This is a genomic window from Paenibacillus sp. CAA11 (assembly GCF_003060825.1).
Lineage (GTDB): Bacteria > Bacillota > Bacilli > Paenibacillales > Paenibacillaceae > Fontibacillus.
This window is the reverse complement of sequence record NZ_CP028922.1, coordinates 1042938-1059368: the sequence shown is the minus strand read 5'-3', so window position 1 is coordinate 1059368 and position 16431 is coordinate 1042938. Positions and strand designations below refer to the sequence as shown.

The window sequence follows — 16431 nt, the reverse complement described above, 5'->3', positions numbered from 1 at the left end:
AAAATGTTACTTTTATTCATCTAGACGTCATTTAACTGCCACATTTCCCCATTATATCTTAATATTCAACAAACTATTCATCGTTATAATATGGTTAGATTTAACCACCCTGACCTGCAGCATTTTTGTTAGAGAAACGGAGAGAAAGCATCCATGGGATTAGCCAGAAAAATTACTTTAGGCATCATCGGCCTACTTATCCTTGTTGGAGCCCTAGTCGGCTTCTTCACCTATGAGGCCGCCTATCGCCAGGTAGACCAGTCTGTTGGCATTGAGCTGGTCGGATGTGCGAATATAACCACCGGACTCATTGATCCGGCCGATATTGAACTCCTTGCCAAAGGGGATACTTCGGTCCTCAGCAAAGTTGAAGAACGTCTAAACTGGACGGTGGATCACAAGCATTTATTCAAGGAAGCATTCATTCTGTCGCCTGAAGGAAAGATCTTAGCTGCAGACAAGCATCTGAAAGCAAGGGGCTATAAAGCCGGTGACAGCTTCTATCTTGATCCTGAGGATCGCAAAGCGATTCTCTCTATGCAGGATTCTGTCTATTCTAAAGTATACACCTATGATGGAACTCGCTTAAAAACAGGCTATGGTCCGATTCATCAAAATTTCGATCATACTCAAAAGCTTGTCGGTCTCATGGCTATCAATTTCGACGCTTCAATTATTCAGGAGAGAACTTGGGAGATTCTGATCAAGCCTCTCGTCATCACTGCGGCCGTCTTCCTGCTAGCAGCCGTAGCCGTGTATTTCATTGTCCATCGTATGATCAGACCAGTTACTCTGCTGTCCGAGCGTGTGAACCGTATCGCGGAGGGGGATCTTACCGTTCCGGCACTGAATATGAAGGGCAAGGATGAAGTCGGCCGTCTAGCAAGAGACTTTGATCTTATGGCAGGCAGTTTGCGCAGGCTGCTGACCGAGGTGAACCAAACCTCGCTCCAGGTCTTCTCCTCCTCTCAACAGCTTGCCGCAAGCAGTGAGCAGAGCGGCAGCGCCAGCGAGCAGACCGTGCAGGTAACCCTCGCCCTTCAGCAAGGCGCGGACAAGCAGCTGGACTCGCTGAAGGAAAGCTCGGAGGCAATTCAGCATATGTCACTTGCCATTAACGAGATTGCCTGCAAATCAGAGCAGGCCGCAGCTGCAGCCGGTAATTCCGCTCATGCCGCTAATCATGGAGCGGAAGTTATTTCAGATAGCATCCGGCAAATGAACATCATGGACGAACATATTCACCAGCTGGACGCGATTGTTGCTGACCTTAGCGATCATTCAGCGCAAATTCAGAGCTTTCTCGAAATCATTACTGAAATTGCAGGAGAAACCCATCTGCTTGCTCTAAATGCAGCGATTGAGGCAGCCAGGGCAGGCGAGCACGGGCGCGGCTTTGCCGTCGTTGCCAATTCCGTACGCAAGCTGGCTGAGCGTTCAGCTTCCTCCGCGCAGCAGGTGAATGACCTTATCATTGCCGTAGGAACGCAAATGAAGCTGGCCTCCGAATCCATGGAGCTTACCGCCCGGGAAGTAGTTCGGGGAACTCAGCTCGTCCGGGACGCTGGAAGTTCATTCACCACCATCGACCAGACAGCCAAGCTGACTGCTGAATCTTTGCAGGATGTAAGCGGGGCCGTAAAGCAGCTGTCCGGCAGCTCCGAGCAGCTTCTGCACACCGCGGAGATTATTCTTCAAGTCGCTGAAGACTCCGCAGAGAGCGCACAGACGATGTCGGCTGCTTCAGAAGAACAGCTGGCGATTAACCAAGAGGTAGAATCGTCTGCCGCCCTTTTGGCAGACCTGGCCAAGAGGCTTCAGGAACTGGTCGACCGATTCAAAATTTAAACACCGAAAAAACGCTCCCTATCCCGAAGACTCAAAGGATAAGGAGCGTTTCCTTGCGGCGGAGCCTTACGCTCCGCCCGCTATCTTATTTTATTATTTATCACGTTGACGGGCTCTAGCCTCGCCGCCTTTGCGGCCAGCCTCTTCTCGGCTCATGCCGTCCGAGTTGCCGCGAGCTTCGCCGCCTTTCTCACCAATCTCCTGGTAGAACTCCTTGCCATGAGATTTGGAAGTGGCTTCGCCGCCCTTTTGTCCGATCTCTTGATAGAACTCTTTATCATGAGATTTGGAAGTAGCTTCCCCGCCTTTGCGGCCGATTTCCTGATAGAAGTCCTTGTCATGATTTTTTGCCGTTGCCTCTCCACCCATACGACCTGCTTCTTCACGGCTCATTTTACCATTATTATTTTGTGCCATTTTGAATCACTCCTAATCGTTGTTTTTGGAAAGTTGTAACGGGTACGCTATTGTATTACCCTCTCTCCAGAAATCCAAACAGGCCCATAATTTATATTTAAAACCTAAATTGGTGTCTACTTAGTAGTTAAATCCCCATAAAAAAAGAGCCGGCAATCGCCTTGCTCTTGCTTAAAATCTATTGACCTGCACGGTCTATTATACAGCGCTAATCTCCGGTTCAACATTGACAGGAGTTTCAATCTTGTTCACATATTGACGCGCCACAGGCAAATAGGTTTCCTTATCAATCAGCAGCTCATTGCCGACACGTTCTCCGTTCACAGTAACTGTGATTTTAGTAAATCGTTGCTCTTGTTTATTCATATAAATTCTCTCCTTTTATCATTCATAGCAGTATATTCATCTGGGATATCTTCCGCCTTCGTATTTAAGAGAAGCGGGCTCCCGATAAATTTACCCAGTAAGCAGCAATCGAAACACTTATCTGCAGCAAGGCGTCTGGATAATTATATCAATAATCGAGTAGGAGGCTATTCATTAGATGAGTAGCCGACCTCTCACACCACCGTACGTACCGTTCGGTATACGGCGGTTCAACCGCATAAGTGCAATTTACGTAAACGCTCGTATTGCGCAGGAAAGTCATAATATCCTGCCTGTACGAGCTTTTTGTTTGTTATGGAACGAGACAACACTGGACTTCCGGCGATGCGCCAGTACCCGAGACGGGAATTGCCCCACTGGTAAGCCTGCCATTCCGGTATCCCCAGCTTCCGCAGGTTTTGTACTTTTGTTCGCGGCTTTTTCCACTGTTTCCAGATGTACATCCGCAGTCGTCTTCGCAACCATTCGCTCCAGCTTTGCAGGATCCGTTTCATGTCGGCCACATAGTAGTAACCAATCCATCCCCGAATGTAGACTTTTACCTTTTCCATGACTTGGCGAACATTTCTGCCCTGGCTGCGACTTGTGAGTTCTTTCAACTTCTTCTTCGCTTTTGCGAGGGATTGTCCATGGGCACGGATATACATGCCGTTCTTGTTCTTTCCCAGGGCAAAGCCGAGAAATTTGAAGTGCTTTCGAGCCACTACGCTACCGACCTTACTTTTCTGCGTATTGATCTGGAGTCTCAGTTTGGTCTCCAGGTACTTTCCGCAGGATTCCAGTAGCCGCACCGCTGCCCGTTTGCTTTTGGCAAGCACCACAATATCGTCCGCATAGCGGATGACGTTCACTCCGCGGCCTTTCATCTCTTGGTCAAATTCGTTCAGGTAGATGTTCGCCAGAAGCGGCGACAGGGGGCCTCCCTGAGGGGAGCCTTCTTCTGTTTTGCAGTGCACCCCGTTCTCCATAACCCCACTTTTCAGGTATCTCTTAATCAGTTCGGTTACGCGTCTGTCCTGAATTTGTTTGCGCAAAAGATGCATAAGCAGCTCATGATTCAGCGTGTCGAAGTATTTGGAGAGGTCGATTTCTACTGCGTAGCCGTATCCCTGTTCTGCATAGTCTTTCACCTTGCGAATGGCCTGTTGTGCGCTCCGACCGGGGCGGTAGCCATAGCTTCCCTCCGAGAAGAGCGGCTCGAACAGGGGCTGGAGCTGCTGGGCGACTGCCTGCTGAATCACTCGGTCTACGACCGTGGGTATGCCAAGCTTCCGTACTCCGCTTCCATCTGCTTTGGGAATTTCCTTGCGCCGTACTGGGCTGGGCTTGTATCTGCCTTCCCGGATCTTTTGCAACAGCTCGTCTCTATGTTCCTGCAGCCAGGGTAGCGCGTCTTCTACGGTCATTCCGTCGATTCCTGGCGCTCCATGGTTGCGTTTGACCTGTTTGTAGGCTCTGTTCAGATTGTCTCTGTCCAGAATCTGCTCCAGCAGGTCTGTTGCACCGCCTCTTTCTTTACGTTCCCGAGTACCGGCGCTCCGCACTCCCGCATGCTCTTCGCGTTCCACGCTATCCCTTTGCAGGTAGCCCTTTCGGTATTCTGCTTTCATCGCGTCAGCTCTCCTTTCGGTATGTACTCGAGACTTACGATTGTTCGGCCCTTCCCCGAAAAAAAAACCTTCCGGGTACTATGGCCTCTGCTGACTTCTCACAGCAAGCTTTACTCCGTCTTTCGGTTTTTTTTTTCCTACTTGTCGTCTGTGAGACCTCCCCGGGTAAGAGCGATAACCTTCCCCTCATCTATCTGCCACATTTACACCATGGGATTCGGGCAGTATTGGACTTTGCTTTGTAGTGCAAGCTCGTCCGTCCCATGATGCCTTCTATGTGATTTCTGTTCGTCAGACCGAGGGTTTGCCTCCGGCTTCCTTCAGATTCCGCCTCGCGGCGGACACCCTTGCCTTCAGCTAACAGTTCCTACTGCCAAGCCTGTAGCGGACTTTCACCGCCGAGTTATCGCCCATGCCGGGCGCACACCAAAAAAAGCAGCTGACGTCCCCTTACCTTAAGGAGAGGCCAGCTGCTTTAACACACTATTATGAATTAGTTATTTGCCAAGAAACGCATTCAGCATCCAAACATGCTTGTCGAGTGCTTCCTTAACCCCCAGAAGCATATCCGCAGTAGCTTGATCTCCCGCTTCTTCCGCCGCATCCATACCGGATTTAAGCTCTTCTGAAATTTTGCCGAAATCGCTAACGATCGAAGCCACCATTTGTTCGGCGTTCTCTGTGCCGGAAGCCTCCGCAACCGTAGCCATCGCCAAAGATTCCTTCAGCGTTGCAACCGGACGGCCGCCAATGGACAGAAGGCGTTCTGCCAATTCATCCACATAGTTGGCTGCTTCATTATACAGCTCTTCGAACTTCGCATGAAGGGTAAAGAAATGGCCTCCCTTTACATACCAGTGAAAGTTATGAAGCTTCGTGTATAGAACTGTCCAATTCGCCACCTGAAGGTTTAATTGCTCTTGAACAGCCGTTTCAGCAGAAGTTAATGTTTTATTGCTCATTTTTCATTCCTCCCAGATTATTATTATTTTAAATTTAGACTTATTCTAATTCCTGTTCTTATAATAGCATGTTTTGTCCTGTATTTCAATGAACATCTCATGAAGATTCTTCCGGTCCGCTTGAATTACATTCTGCTCCAAAGAATTAGAGAATATGCAGGTTTTGGAGGAACGGGTGAGCGGCATTATACATCAAATTCTTTGCGAATATGAAGACGGAACTGCTCAATGCTCCGCTCAATTCCACGGATTCCCTCTTCAACGAGCTTCCGGTCAATCCCGCCCGTATGTGTGCTTTCCAGTTTGTTTCGCTGTGAGATCAGAGAGCGCTTCTCGTCTTCCCAGTACGATTGACGGCGCTGTATTTCCTTATATTTATCAAGTAAATCTGTGATGATATCATAGAAGCGTTCGTAGTCAATAATGATTTCATCCAAAAATTTGTCAACCTCTTCTTTATCGTAACCGCGCATCTTCACATCGAAGTCTTTCTCGTGAATCGTTAATGCATCCAGTTTGATTCCCAATTGTTTAAACAAACTTTTCTGATCCTCGAGCTTGCGCCCATAATCTTCCTGCATGATGTCCCCTCCGTTATTCATCTTCACGGCAGCAATCAGCCGCAATCCTGAATTTTCTTCTCTAAATGTATCATATTTTACCTGCCTGGTTAAATGATAACCAATTTTATGATGAATGATGAGAATTCTCCCTCTCAAATAGACAAAAAAGCCCTGAACCGATTGCAGCCTTCGGCTCAGAGCTTATTTTATTTGCCCGCCTTCTTATGCGTCGTCGCCAGGGTCTTGCTTCCTGCGATCGCCAGGCAAGCGTCCTGCCCGGTGCAAGGCTTCCCGCAACAGAAATTCTATATGTCCATTCACGCTGCGGAATTCATCAGTGGCCCACCGTTCCAGAGCCTCATACAGCTTGGGATCAATTCGCAGAGGGAAGTTCTTCTTGGGAGCCATAAATTAGCCGTTCCCCTTAGTATAAAGATCCGGCGTTGATGACCGGGCTGGCACCCCGTTCAGATACAATCGCCACCATCAAATTATTGACCATAGCCGCTTTGCGCTCCTCATCCAGCTCCACAATCCCGTCTTCACTTAACTGACGGATGGCCATTTCCACCATGCCGACTGCTCCCTCAACAATCTTCTGACGGGCGGACAGGATGGCCGAAGCCTGCTGACGCTGCAGCATGACACTTGCAATCTCAGTAGAGTAGGCCAGATGTGTAAGTCTTGCCTCAAGCACTTCCACTCCAGACAAAGACAAACGCGCCTGCAGCTCTACTGCCAGTTCCTGCGCAATTTCATCGGAATTGGCCCGAAGCGAGAAGCCGACCTCCTCAAAATTATCGTAAGGATAACGGCTGGCTACATGCCGAAGTGCGGTCTCACTCTGAATCTCTACGAACTCCATATATGAATCCACATCGAACACGGCCTTTGTCGGATTCACAACCTTGAATACAACTACCGCTGAAATTTCAATAGGATTGCCATCGACATCGTTCACCTTCAGAGTTGCGCTATTAAAATTCCGCACCCGAAGCGAAACCTTCTGACGATGACTAAACGGGATGACTGCCCACAGACCGCTCTCACGAATCGTTCCCATATAGCGGCCGAAGAACGTAATAACAACCGATTGATTAGGCTGCACCACTGTAATCCCTGTTAAAGCCCCAATCACCAGCAGCGCTGCGAGCACCATAAACGGAATGCCAAGTGCTGGGATGTCCGCCTCCATTCCGTACACGCCTAAGCCTGCACAAATGACTAACAATACAATCAACACAAATCCATTGAACTTCTTCGCCATTTTCTCTTTCATACTTCGTATCCTCCAACAGATATGATTAAGATATTGTTATGATATCACTTTTGGATGTAATTGTAAATCCCTGCAAAGTATCATCACTATGTTGTTCTGTATGCGTAAAAATTCCAGCTGAAACCATTCCTGAAATCTGGGCATATGCTGACATTAAAATGCAGGCAAAGGAGCGAAGCATCATGGATTTGTACAGTTGGATCACTCTTCTGGCTATCGGATTAGCTTCCAATTTAGACAATGCGGGTGTAGGCATTGCATACGGCGCAAGGAGAATACGCATTCCCTGGTACTCCAACCTGGCCATTGCCATTATTTCTTGCCTGGGTACCCTGCTGGCAGGCTTATTCGGCAACCTGATCTCGTTATGGATTCGTCCCTGGGTTGCCCAGCTCATCGGGACCGTTGTCATAGTTACCGTAGGAATTTGGGTGCTTCTTCAAGCTTTTAAGGAAAAAGAAAAAAGCTCCTCCAGTAACCATCCCACCCCCTCTACCGGCCATTTCACCCGACTGCTGCGCAATCCAGAGGAAGCCGACCGGGATAGCTCGCAGTCCATTAGTCTGGGAGAATCCATGATCCTTGGCATTGCACTAGCCATGAACGCCCTGGCTGGCGGATTTCATGCCGGCGTATCCGAGCTGAACATTGGATTAACCTCCCTATCGGTCGGGCTGTTCAGCTATTTGCTGCTGGCAGCAAGCTCCTGGTTCGGAGAGAAATATGCTGCAGAGAAGCTCGGAAGCCGGGCTACTATTGTTTCAGGACTTCTGCTCATCTTGATCGGCTTCAGCCAGCTGGGCTAACTTTAACAGAACCTTCACCCTAATTTTGGTAAAATACCTGTTCGGGCAACTTGCTTCTATTCTATAATGGAATTATCAGGAAATAGAAAGGAGCATTCTCTTGAACTGGCTGCATCACTTTACAGAGGATTTAACCTGGTCTTTTCAACAGGCCGAACACACCCTCAGTCAATTTGTTCCGCCCTTCGATCAACAGGCTCTGCTCTATTTAGACCGATTCAATGTGCTCAAGCATCAGATATCCACGAACTACATCTGCTTTCTGCTTCCCTTCTGGATGCAGGAATCTACCGGCTTAAGCCGTGAGAACGCCCGCCGTATGGCTGCAGCTAATCTTTACGGAATGATGTACTTCCACCTGCAGGACGAGGTGATGGACGAAGTAGACAATCGCTCCGCAGAACGGCTCCCGCTGGCGAATCTGATCTATACAGAATTCATATCCGGCTATTCCCGATTATTCCCGCCAAGCTCTCCATTCTGGTCTTACTATAAGCGATATTTGAATGAATGGGCTTTAGCGGTAACTACGGAGAATGAGAGAGATATCGTTCTGGATTCGCCAATTCTAATGGGGCATAAGGCTGCACCCGTCAAGTTAGCCTCAACGGGCGCGCTGCTGCTCAGCGGTCACAGTGCACGGATTCCGGAAACAGAACATGCTGTGGACCAAGTACTCTCAATTCTGCAAATGCTGGATGATTGGGAGGATTGGAACAAGGATCTTCAAGAGGGGAGCTACAATAGCTTGCTGGCTTATATTCGGGCAGACTTGAAACTGCCAGATCACCATAGGCTCACGCCTGAGGATGTTATGGATGCATTGTATGTCCACGGAGTGCTGACCCGTTATGCCGAGTATGCACAAACGATAGGGCAGGAGCTCTCTTCCATTATTGAACTAGCCCCTGACCTCTATGAATTCTACATATTTCTTCTTGATAACCTGACACAAGGGGCTTCCAGTATCGAGAGGGAGCGGTGTCTATTAGAACAAGGCGGGCTTCAGTACTGGCTCTCTAAAAATATAAGTCTATAATTGATTGATTTTTCACAATTCTAAATGATATACTTAAAAGGGAAATATAACCAATTTGAAAGGGTGATTCTTATGTCAACACAAGGAGCTCTTCTTCAATCGCAAGTGGTCCAGAAAGCGTGGCAAGATCCCAGTTTCAAAACCAAGTTATTATCCGATCCAAAAGCAGCCCTCCAGGAGTTCCTTGGTGTAGAGCTTCCCGACCACATTAAGGTGAAGGCGGTTGAGGAACAATCAGATGAGTTCTTTATCGTGCTTCCTCCAAATCCATCCAAGGCGCTTGCCCCGGATGTGAAGCCTCTCGTCATGTGGAACTAGCAGAATATACTTAATAGAATATACGTCAAATTATCCGGTTTCCGCTCAGCTCTCTACTGAGGGAAACCGGATAATTGCTTCTGTGCCTCTTCCCTTCTCACTCTTAAACTGAATATCCCCCTGCATAACTTCAATAATTCGAAAGGTCACCATGAGACCAAGCCCAGTCCCTTTTGTCTTGTTGGAGAAGTAAGGTTCTCCCAGATGAGCCAATTCCGCACCGCTCATTCCCTCACCGTTATCTTTCACATGGATAACCACTTTCCCGCCCGATTCATACGCCCATACTCTGATTTCTCCTTCACCACGAAGGGCTTCGATGCTATTCTTCAGAATATTGACGAAAGCCTGCTTGAACTTAGGCGAATTCCCCTTGATCTGCAGATTATCCGGAATATCCACATAAATTTTACCGCCTTGCAGGTTAGCCATCGGATTCAAAATGCCTTCGATATGCCTGAATTCATCAAGAATATGAAGCGTAGCAATCTTACCTACCTCTGGCTTGGCAAAGGTTAAGAAATCGGTAATGATATTCGAAGCTCGGTCTAGCTCCTCTAGTGCCAAATTCAAATATAGCTTGTCCTGATTCTGGGATTTCTCTGTCAGAAGCTGCAGAAATCCCCGGGTAACCTGCAGCGGGTTGCGTACCTCATGCGCTACCGAAGCAGCAAGCTCGCTGATGATCTCCATTTTCTCAGAGCGCTGAAGCTCGTTGTTGAACATCTCCAACCTCCGAGAGTACTCGACGACCTGGTCATGGTTGCGGGCGAACCTACGGCCAAGAATAATGATCAGCGAGATAACAAAGCAGACAACGCCCCATTTCCATAAATATAGCCTGTAGTCCGGATTCTCCAAATAATACCAGGCAAGTTCCCCAATCGCTGTCAGCGCAAATAACGCGAACCCACTAGTAAATATGATCGCCTCTTTATTGCCCCTAGTTGCATAGATTACGGACAGGGTAACCAGCAGGGCGAACTGAATGATCATAATTATTCCGAGCAGCGTGCCCGTGAGAAAGGAATAAACCGCGCTGAAGCCTGGGAGCCACAGCGGTTTGCTTACCATGAAAACCAGGCAAAATACGGAATACAGCACCTGAAACTTGCGGTATTTCCTAATGATGGCGTGGTACCCGCTATCAAAGATCCGTTCGAAGAAACTGCTGAACGCCGGCAGCAGAACAAGAAGTGCCACATCGAACAGACGATAATACAGTGCGCCAAACTTGTCGTAAAAGCTATAGAGGAACGGCGAGTAGGTAATGATTAGAATACCTATACACAGAATGACCAAGCAAAGAGAAAGCCAGCTGGGCATATTCTCTGTATTTAAAAAGAGAGAACACATTAACATAATTACAGCAATAAAGATAAAGGCGCTGCCTAAAATGAAATCGGTGATGTCCTTCTTCACAAGCTTGTCCATCAATTGGTTGAAGTCACCGATTCTGGCCGCCTCCTGCAGCCCAATTCGATCACCTACCCCCTCTACACCTAGATAGATAGCCTTGTCGCTATCATCCATATGTAGGGGCAGAATGAACTGCTGTAGGTCGCGGTCATAACGGCGATCCGCCTGATAAATAGGATTGCCGTCCAGCATCGCGATAATCCGCCGGCCGTATAGCCCCTCAATTAATATGGCGGGGTTACCGATCTTAAATGCCGGCAGCTCCAGCCTAATCCAGACGCTGCTTGCTTCTTCCGGCTTACCTGGAGCCGGATGCTTAGCATCGGCACTCCTCCAGCCGGATAGCTGCCTAAGCTCAGTATCTGTCATATCGCCGTCCAATTGGTCCACCCACACCAGGTCCCACTGCTTAATCTGCTCACTTTGTTCCAGATGTCCGTCGTTCACAACAACCGCAGGGATAACAGCCGCAGCAATCACCATGAGAATCAGTACAACAATAATGCTTCTCAGAACATATTTCATATTTGCACCCCTGCACTATAAATAAGAGAGAACTTCGGCATTTATCCTGCTTCAAAAAATACACATTAACATTATCAAATATTTCCAGAGGGGTAAATAGTAAATTCTTGGTCAGCCTCAAATTCATGAGCTTAAGACTGAATCTTTAACCGTGGCGAAATGCGGTTGGAACAGATGACTTTTGGGTAAGCTCCATTTAAGAGCATAGATCCATCAAATCCATCAAGTTATGAAAAGCGAAGGAGGTAATCAATATGCAGGAGGAACGCGGCAATATCCCGAATAACGGCCCTGAGGCGACCGATCAGGTGGATATTCCACTTGAGGATGTACCTGACGCCGATGCGATCAAGCCGGGCAGCCCGGTAGATCCCGCCGCCCAGCCGGTGGATATCGTGCACGGAACCGATCTCATCAATGGCGCGGGTGCCGATGAGGAGGATGCTCCAGCCTTGGGAGGCCCCTTGGCGGACCATAACCAAGTGTAATCTAAAAGACGGTATAAGAAGAAGAGGCTCTGCGGCTATCGGCTCGCAGGGCCTCTTCTTCCTGTCTTACCCTTAAGTATTTTTATGATTCCAATATCGCTGTAATTCGGTCAAGCTCTTCCGGCGACAAGACAATCCCTGAAGCAGATACATTCTCATGAACCTGTTCAGGACGGCTTGCTCCAACCAGAGCGCTTGATACATTTGGCTGACGAAGAATCCAAGCGAGTGCAAGCTGTCCCATTGTAATTCCGCGTTCCTCGGCAACCTTGGTTAGCTCCCGAACTTTAGCAATTCGTTCGGCGCTGATTCGGTCCTCAGCCCAGCCGAGCTTAGCAGCACGGCTATTCTCCGGCACATTATTCGCTGAGTTGTATTTGCCCGTCAACACACCCTGAGCCAGCGGAGAATATACCACTTGTCCAATGCCTTTGCGCTGCCCAAGCGGAATAATCTCCTGCTCGATGCCGCGCTCAAACATATTATATAGCGGCTGGTTCACGACAATACGATCCAGCAAATAACGATCGGCAACCCCAAGTGCGGCTTCCATCTGAGCCGCTGTCCACATGCTAACCCCCACATACAACACCTTGCCTTGGCGAACAAGGTCGTCAAGCGCACGCAGCGTTTCCTCCAGCGGAGTCTCCGGATGGAACCTATGACAGTAATAGATATCGACATACTCAGCACCAAGTCGCTTCAGACTGGCATTGCACTGTTCTGTGATGTGCTTGCGGGATAAGCCCATATCATTAGGCCCGTCGCCCATTTTGCCAAACACCTTGGTAGCCAGTACGTAAGACTCTCTCGGATAGGCCTTCAAGGTTGCCCCGAGCAGCTCCTCAGCGGCTCCACGTTCGTAGACGTTGGCGGTATCAAAGAAATTCACACCCAGATCATAAGCGGCCTCAATCGCCTTTACAGCATTTTCCCGTTCTACATAGCCTCCATAGGTCAGCCAGCTGCCAAGACTGATCTCGCTAACCTTCAGCCCGCTAGCACCCAATCTGCGATACTGCATATGAGTTACCTCCTTCAAAATGGTTAGTGAATAAGCACTCTTCCATTGTAAACCGAATTAACCGGATACACCAAATGAGTTACCGGATCATTCCCGTGTATTTCACGTTCACCTTTGCATGCACTTTGAAATCCATCTCCGGGTACATCTTCTTCCACTTCTCATACTCGGTCTTGTTATCCCAGTTTCTTGCCATGTAACGTAGCCCCCACCCGATAGGATCGGTCCCACTATCCCTGATCTTAAAAAGCAGCTCTCTGATCTGTGAATTCAGATCCTCAGAACTGGATCGTGACAGCAAATTCAGCGTATCTCGATTGATCATCTTCTTCTGATGAACCTCTTCCAGCACTCCAGTGATATCAATCTTATAACTAATGTAGGGAGCAGACTCTGCTTTGCCCTTCGCATGAATGCTATACTTGCTACGGGAGCCGTCTACATTATAATCAAATACGCCCTGTTTATTTACGACCGTGAAATTCGTAAGCAGGTCCTTCTGGGTCAGCAGGTTATACAGCCGGGTCTCATCCGGATTAAGCACAAGCTTCGATGATTTCTTGGAGAAGAGCACCACTTTATCGATCACAAATCTCTCCTTAGACAATGCCTCCACGATCGGAAGAACAGGATCTAGCCCCCGTTCCATCAATCTGCGCTTCACATCGAAGGAGTACGAACTGAGTATAAACGGCGATTCCGTCCCTTCCTTCCCCAAGGCCAGAAATAGGGAATTGGAGGGGATACGCTCGGTCTTTGGCTGCACAGCCAGCACCTCTGAGGCATTGGGCCGGCCAATCGCACAGTACATGATAAGCTGAATATCCCGGCGGCGAATAGCCCAGTCCATAGCCTCGGTAATATCCCTCCGAGCGTAGGACTCGCCTAGGATCATCGCCTTGCAGTGCCCAAAGTCCAGCTCTTTGTCCACCATGGATTTCATTTCCCGGATCGCCTCCGCAATGGTTGCCGTTTCCCGGGAAATCATATCCACTTTCTCTTCACCTGTCTTAGGATCGCCTTGCGGAATAGCCAGCTTGAGCGTTACCTTTACCTTGGAAGGGTCTTCGGCTGTATCAATACCGATGGCGACCACAAACATACGCAAATCTATATCCTTAAACTTACAGCCCTGCAGCGGAAGCAAGCATACGATAAGACATGCCAGCAGCAACCACAACTTTCTTCTCATATCCTTGCCCTCCGGTTCCTCTGATAGCAATAGAATAAGGAAGATATAATTATGATTTCACCATAGAAGCGTATATTAAGGAACCACATTCCCAACAGATTTATAGAGAATTGCTCAAGGCTCAGCATGAACAATGCCACAAGAGAGAATAGGATGATATACCCCCAGTCCTTCATTTGCGGCCCCTCCTTTTTTTTCTTCACAGAACCTATTCCTTTAAGAAGCTCCAAGCACACGTGCCAGTGAATAATAACACTTACCAGGGAAAGCACCAAATAAATAAAATAAAACAAAAAGATCATCCGTTCAACGATGAAAAGTCCGATTCGAACCGAATCTGCTGCAGAGAACCAGGTAAAGACATGCCGCTCTACATCGATCGTTCCAAGGTAGCCAATGGGCACCAGCATGCTGATCAGCAGGATGATAAGACCGAGGACTCCCAGCAGCCAGACGCGATACCGCTTGATCGGATGAAACACCCGGTTGAATATAACCAGATTCGCATAGCCGGAGAAAATAAAAGTAGCGGCAGTAATGCTGGGAAAGGAAGGCTTATGCATGAAATAGGTCCCCACTTGCATCACAGCATCCCAGTTAAATGCCGGATTGATCAGCATCTTCAGCAGGATATACAAGATAAAAGGGAGCGTAAGAAGCATCGTGATTTCCAGACCATACAATACGGATTCTGAGCTTAGCCTGCTGGACAGCGCTACAGCGACCAGAAAGCCGATCATAATCCATAATCTAGAAATGTCTGGGCTGATATATCTAATTGAAATGTCCACAAATGAGATAAGGGTAATCAATCCGGCCATGTACCATAACGCCCCCGCCAACAGCAATAAAATTCCGGCTAAGGGCTTGGACATACAGGAATGATAAATCTCCGGCAGCCCCTTTTTCGGAAATCGGGAGTATAGCTTTGTAGCTGTAAAGATAATGAGGGTGCCAATAATCACAGAAATAACGATGGACATTAGTGCCCCTTTAAACCGGTAGGCAATCAGGATCCTAGGTACGTAATTAACGACATTGATCACAGCGTTTATTAAGAACAAGAAGAAGAAATAACGATATTTTACCATCAGACCTCCCTCCTCTTTTTACTCATATAATCTAATGCGAACCCTCTCAGATAAGGCTTGCCAAAGCTTCGAAGTCCACAAGCATACATGACCAGCCCCACTAATCCAACTACTACGCCGAGCAGTCCAAGCAAAGTAGCAAGCAGGATGAACCCGTATTTAATCACCCTAACGGTAAATCCCATCATATTTAGCGGGATGACAAAATTGGATATGGCCACAGCGGACACCAGAATAATCATGACATCAGCGACCAGCCCCGCTTGCGTTGCGGCTTGACCTAAAATAAGCCCGCCTACAGTGGTTGCAGTAGGACCAATTGCCTTAGGCAGTCTTAAGCTCGCCTCCGTCAGGAACTCCATCATCAAGAGCATAAGAATAACCTCCATAAATGAAGGATAAGGCACCGTTGCCCGAGAGCCGGCAATCAATAGAGCAATTTGAATCTTCAGAATCTCAGGATTATAAGAGGTTACTGCGATGTAAAAGGCAGGAAGCGTTACTGTCAGGAGCAGGCCGATATAGCGAATCCCCTTCAGAAACCAGCCCACCATCGGTAACTGGATTTTGTCATCCATGGCTGTAAAGAAATCATTAAAGATACTCGGAAGAATGATACTGAAGCCTGTTCCATCAATCAGAATGGCCACTTTGCCTTCGGATAAATTGAAGACCACCCGGTCCGGCCGTTCGGTAACCATTGTGGTCGGAAACAGACGGAAATGGCGACCCGCCAGTTCCTTCTCCAGCTCGCCGGCAGATTGCAAAATATCAATGGATACGTTAGACAACCTTTTCTTCAATTCATCCAGTACCTCAGAATCCACCCGATCCTCATCATAGAGAACGGCTACAACGGTCTGAGACATGTTCCCGATGACAGACATTTCCGCCTTCAGCTTATCTGATTTATAACGGCGCCGAACCAGATTAAGATTCGTATATATATTTTCATTGAATGCATCCTTAGGCCCTTGAACAATAGCCTCCGAGGTCGCTTCACTTATGGAGCTGGCCTCCACCTTAATCGCTTCAAACAAATAGGTGCTGTCTTTAACCGTAATGCTTACGAAGCCCTTCAAGACAGACTCCTTAGCCTGCTCTGCTTTATCTGTCTTGGTCGTTCCGGGGAAGGAGGCCAGATAATCTTCAAAGCTCTTTAGTTCGTTCATTTCGAAAAAAGGAGTGAGCACAAAACGGTTGATCAGCTCAGCATCGGTCAGGCTTTTGATATAGACCAACTCAACCTCTTCTCGGGCTCCAAGCTTGCGCTGTTCCAAGTCCATAAAGCCTTTCAAATGATCCGCCAGCCATTCCGGGATGGTCTGATGTCCTGCTGCCTTTCTCACTAGCGGTTCCCCCTTGTGCTTTGGTAAAATCCCTAAATCCGGGTATCCCCTATTTTGGCATGTCTCAGGAAATTTCATGCATGGGTCTTTATCATCGCTCATTGATTTCTCAAC

Annotated in this window: 17 protein-coding genes; 5 read left to right on the top strand and 12 right to left on the bottom strand. The window is 48.1% G+C overall.

Annotation, left to right across the window (positions count from 1 at the left end):
* Positions 1-153: 153 nt before the first annotated feature.
* A complete protein-coding gene (locus tag DCC85_RS04785) occupies positions 154-1848 on the top strand; it encodes a methyl-accepting chemotaxis protein (RefSeq protein ID WP_108464549.1) in 1695 nt (564 codons plus the stop codon).
* 93 nt (positions 1849-1941) lie between these two features.
* On the opposite strand, the gene DCC85_RS04780 is transcribed toward DCC85_RS04785, so the two are convergent.
* The 7 genes from DCC85_RS04780 to DCC85_RS04755 all read right to left on the bottom strand — a co-directional run bounded on the left by DCC85_RS04780 (position 1942) and on the right by DCC85_RS04755 (position 7066).
* The gene (locus DCC85_RS04780; RefSeq protein ID WP_108464548.1) at positions 1942-2265 is read right to left on the bottom strand and encodes a KGG domain-containing protein; all 324 of its coding nucleotides are present in this window, start codon (positions 2263-2265) and stop codon (positions 1942-1944) included.
* Positions 2266-2463: 198 nt separating this feature from the next.
* The gene (locus DCC85_RS23105) at positions 2464-2631 is read right to left on the bottom strand and encodes a hypothetical protein (protein ID WP_199909974.1); all 168 of its coding nucleotides are present in this window, start codon (positions 2629-2631) and stop codon (positions 2464-2466) included.
* 230 nt (positions 2632-2861) lie between these two features.
* Entirely contained in the window at positions 2862-4262 is a 1401-nt protein-coding gene (ltrA, locus tag DCC85_RS04775; protein ID WP_108463800.1) for a group II intron reverse transcriptase/maturase, read from the bottom strand.
* 497 nt (positions 4263-4759) lie between these two features.
* On the bottom strand, positions 4760-5224 hold the full coding sequence (locus DCC85_RS04770) for a Dps family protein (RefSeq protein ID WP_108464547.1): 465 nt from the start codon (positions 5222-5224) through the stop codon (positions 4760-4762).
* Positions 5225-5409: 185 nt separating this feature from the next.
* The gene (locus DCC85_RS04765; RefSeq protein ID WP_108467729.1) at positions 5410-5805 is read right to left on the bottom strand and encodes a DivIVA domain-containing protein; all 396 of its coding nucleotides are present in this window, start codon (positions 5803-5805) and stop codon (positions 5410-5412) included.
* 204 nt (positions 5806-6009) lie between these two features.
* Positions 6010-6195 (bottom strand): type II toxin-antitoxin system antitoxin, encoded by a 186-nt coding sequence (locus DCC85_RS04760; protein WP_108464546.1) that lies wholly within the window; start codon positions 6193-6195, stop codon positions 6010-6012.
* Positions 6196-6211: 16 nt separating this feature from the next.
* The gene (locus tag DCC85_RS04755; RefSeq protein WP_108464545.1) at positions 6212-7066 is read right to left on the bottom strand and encodes an SPFH domain-containing protein; all 855 of its coding nucleotides are present in this window, start codon (positions 7064-7066) and stop codon (positions 6212-6214) included.
* 38 nt (positions 7067-7104) lie between these two features.
* Here DCC85_RS04755 and ytaF point away from each other — a divergent pair, with 38 nt between their 5' ends.
* The 3 genes from ytaF (at position 7105) to DCC85_RS04740 (ending at position 9229) form a co-directional block, all read left to right on the top strand.
* Entirely contained in the window at positions 7105-7872 is a 768-nt protein-coding gene (ytaF, locus tag DCC85_RS04750) for a sporulation membrane protein YtaF (protein WP_325048401.1), read from the top strand.
* A gap of 100 nt (positions 7873-7972) precedes the next feature.
* Positions 7973-8911, top strand: a complete 939-nt coding sequence (locus DCC85_RS04745) for a hypothetical protein (protein ID WP_108464544.1) — start codon at positions 7973-7975, stop codon at positions 8909-8911.
* Between the two features lie 72 nt (positions 8912-8983).
* Positions 8984-9229: an NHLP leader peptide family RiPP precursor gene (locus DCC85_RS04740; RefSeq protein WP_108464543.1), complete on the top strand. Its 246-nt coding sequence runs from the start codon at positions 8984-8986 to the stop codon at positions 9227-9229.
* A gap of 45 nt (positions 9230-9274) precedes the next feature.
* Here DCC85_RS04740 and DCC85_RS04735 read toward each other — a convergent pair whose 3' ends face one another.
* Positions 9275-11173 (bottom strand): sensor histidine kinase, encoded by a 1899-nt coding sequence (locus DCC85_RS04735; protein WP_108464542.1) that lies wholly within the window; start codon positions 11171-11173, stop codon positions 9275-9277.
* A gap of 254 nt (positions 11174-11427) precedes the next feature.
* On the opposite strand from DCC85_RS04735, the gene DCC85_RS04730 reads away from it, so the two are divergent.
* Positions 11428-11661, top strand: coding sequence for a hypothetical protein (locus DCC85_RS04730; protein WP_108464541.1), 234 nt, complete (start codon positions 11428-11430; stop codon positions 11659-11661).
* 82 nt (positions 11662-11743) lie between these two features.
* Here DCC85_RS04730 and DCC85_RS04725 read toward each other — a convergent pair whose 3' ends face one another.
* The 4 genes from DCC85_RS04725 to DCC85_RS04710 form a co-directional block, all read right to left on the bottom strand.
* Complete coding sequence (locus DCC85_RS04725; protein ID WP_108464540.1) at positions 11744-12685, bottom strand: aldo/keto reductase family protein; 942 nt, start codon at positions 12683-12685, stop codon at positions 11744-11746.
* 79 nt (positions 12686-12764) lie between these two features.
* A complete protein-coding gene (locus DCC85_RS04720; RefSeq protein WP_108464539.1) occupies positions 12765-13877 on the bottom strand; it encodes a Ger(x)C family spore germination protein in 1113 nt (370 codons plus the stop codon).
* Positions 13874-14968, bottom strand: coding sequence for a GerAB/ArcD/ProY family transporter (locus tag DCC85_RS04715; RefSeq protein ID WP_108464538.1), 1095 nt, complete (start codon positions 14966-14968; stop codon positions 13874-13876). Before DCC85_RS04715 ends, DCC85_RS04720 begins: the two co-directional genes overlap by 4 nt.
* Positions 14968-16317, bottom strand: a complete 1350-nt coding sequence (locus DCC85_RS04710; RefSeq protein WP_234414345.1) for a spore germination protein — start codon at positions 16315-16317, stop codon at positions 14968-14970. Before DCC85_RS04710 ends, DCC85_RS04715 begins: the two co-directional genes overlap by 1 nt.
* Between the last annotated feature and the right edge of the window lie 114 nt (positions 16318-16431).

What these genes read in the sequence shown, in the direction of transcription:
- DCC85_RS04785 (WP_108464549.1), top strand. Translation starts at nt 154, where the DNA reads ATGGGATTAGCCAGAAAAATTACTTTAGGCATCATCGGCCTACTTATC.
- DCC85_RS04780 (WP_108464548.1), bottom strand. Translation starts at nt 2,265, where the DNA reads ATGGCACAAAATAATAATGGTAAAATGAGCCGTGAAGAAGCAGGTCGT.
- DCC85_RS23105 (WP_199909974.1), bottom strand. Translation starts at nt 2,631, where the DNA reads ATGAATAAACAAGAGCAACGATTTACTAAAATCACAGTTACTGTGAAC.
- ltrA (WP_108463800.1), bottom strand. Translation starts at nt 4,262, where the DNA reads ATGAAAGCAGAATACCGAAAGGGCTACCTGCAAAGGGATAGCGTGGAA.
- DCC85_RS04770 (WP_108464547.1), bottom strand. Translation starts at nt 5,224, where the DNA reads ATGAGCAATAAAACATTAACTTCTGCTGAAACGGCTGTTCAAGAGCAA.
- DCC85_RS04765 (WP_108467729.1), bottom strand. Translation starts at nt 5,805, where the DNA reads ATGCAGGAAGATTATGGGCGCAAGCTCGAGGATCAGAAAAGTTTGTTT.
- DCC85_RS04760 (WP_108464546.1), bottom strand. Translation starts at nt 6,195, where the DNA reads ATGGCTCCCAAGAAGAACTTCCCTCTGCGAATTGATCCCAAGCTGTAT.
- DCC85_RS04755 (WP_108464545.1), bottom strand. Translation starts at nt 7,066, where the DNA reads ATGAAAGAGAAAATGGCGAAGAAGTTCAATGGATTTGTGTTGATTGTA.
- ytaF (WP_325048401.1), top strand. Translation starts at nt 7,105, where the DNA reads ATGATATCACTTTTGGATGTAATTGTAAATCCCTGCAAAGTATCATCA.
- DCC85_RS04740 (WP_108464543.1), top strand. Translation starts at nt 8,984, where the DNA reads ATGTCAACACAAGGAGCTCTTCTTCAATCGCAAGTGGTCCAGAAAGCG.
- DCC85_RS04735 (WP_108464542.1), bottom strand. Translation starts at nt 11,173, where the DNA reads ATGAAATATGTTCTGAGAAGCATTATTGTTGTACTGATTCTCATGGTG.
- DCC85_RS04730 (WP_108464541.1), top strand. Translation starts at nt 11,428, where the DNA reads ATGCAGGAGGAACGCGGCAATATCCCGAATAACGGCCCTGAGGCGACC.
- DCC85_RS04725 (WP_108464540.1), bottom strand. Translation starts at nt 12,685, where the DNA reads ATGCAGTATCGCAGATTGGGTGCTAGCGGGCTGAAGGTTAGCGAGATC.
- DCC85_RS04720 (WP_108464539.1), bottom strand. Translation starts at nt 13,877, where the DNA reads ATGAGAAGAAAGTTGTGGTTGCTGCTGGCATGTCTTATCGTATGCTTG.
- DCC85_RS04715 (WP_108464538.1), bottom strand. Translation starts at nt 14,968, where the DNA reads ATGGTAAAATATCGTTATTTCTTCTTCTTGTTCTTAATAAACGCTGTG.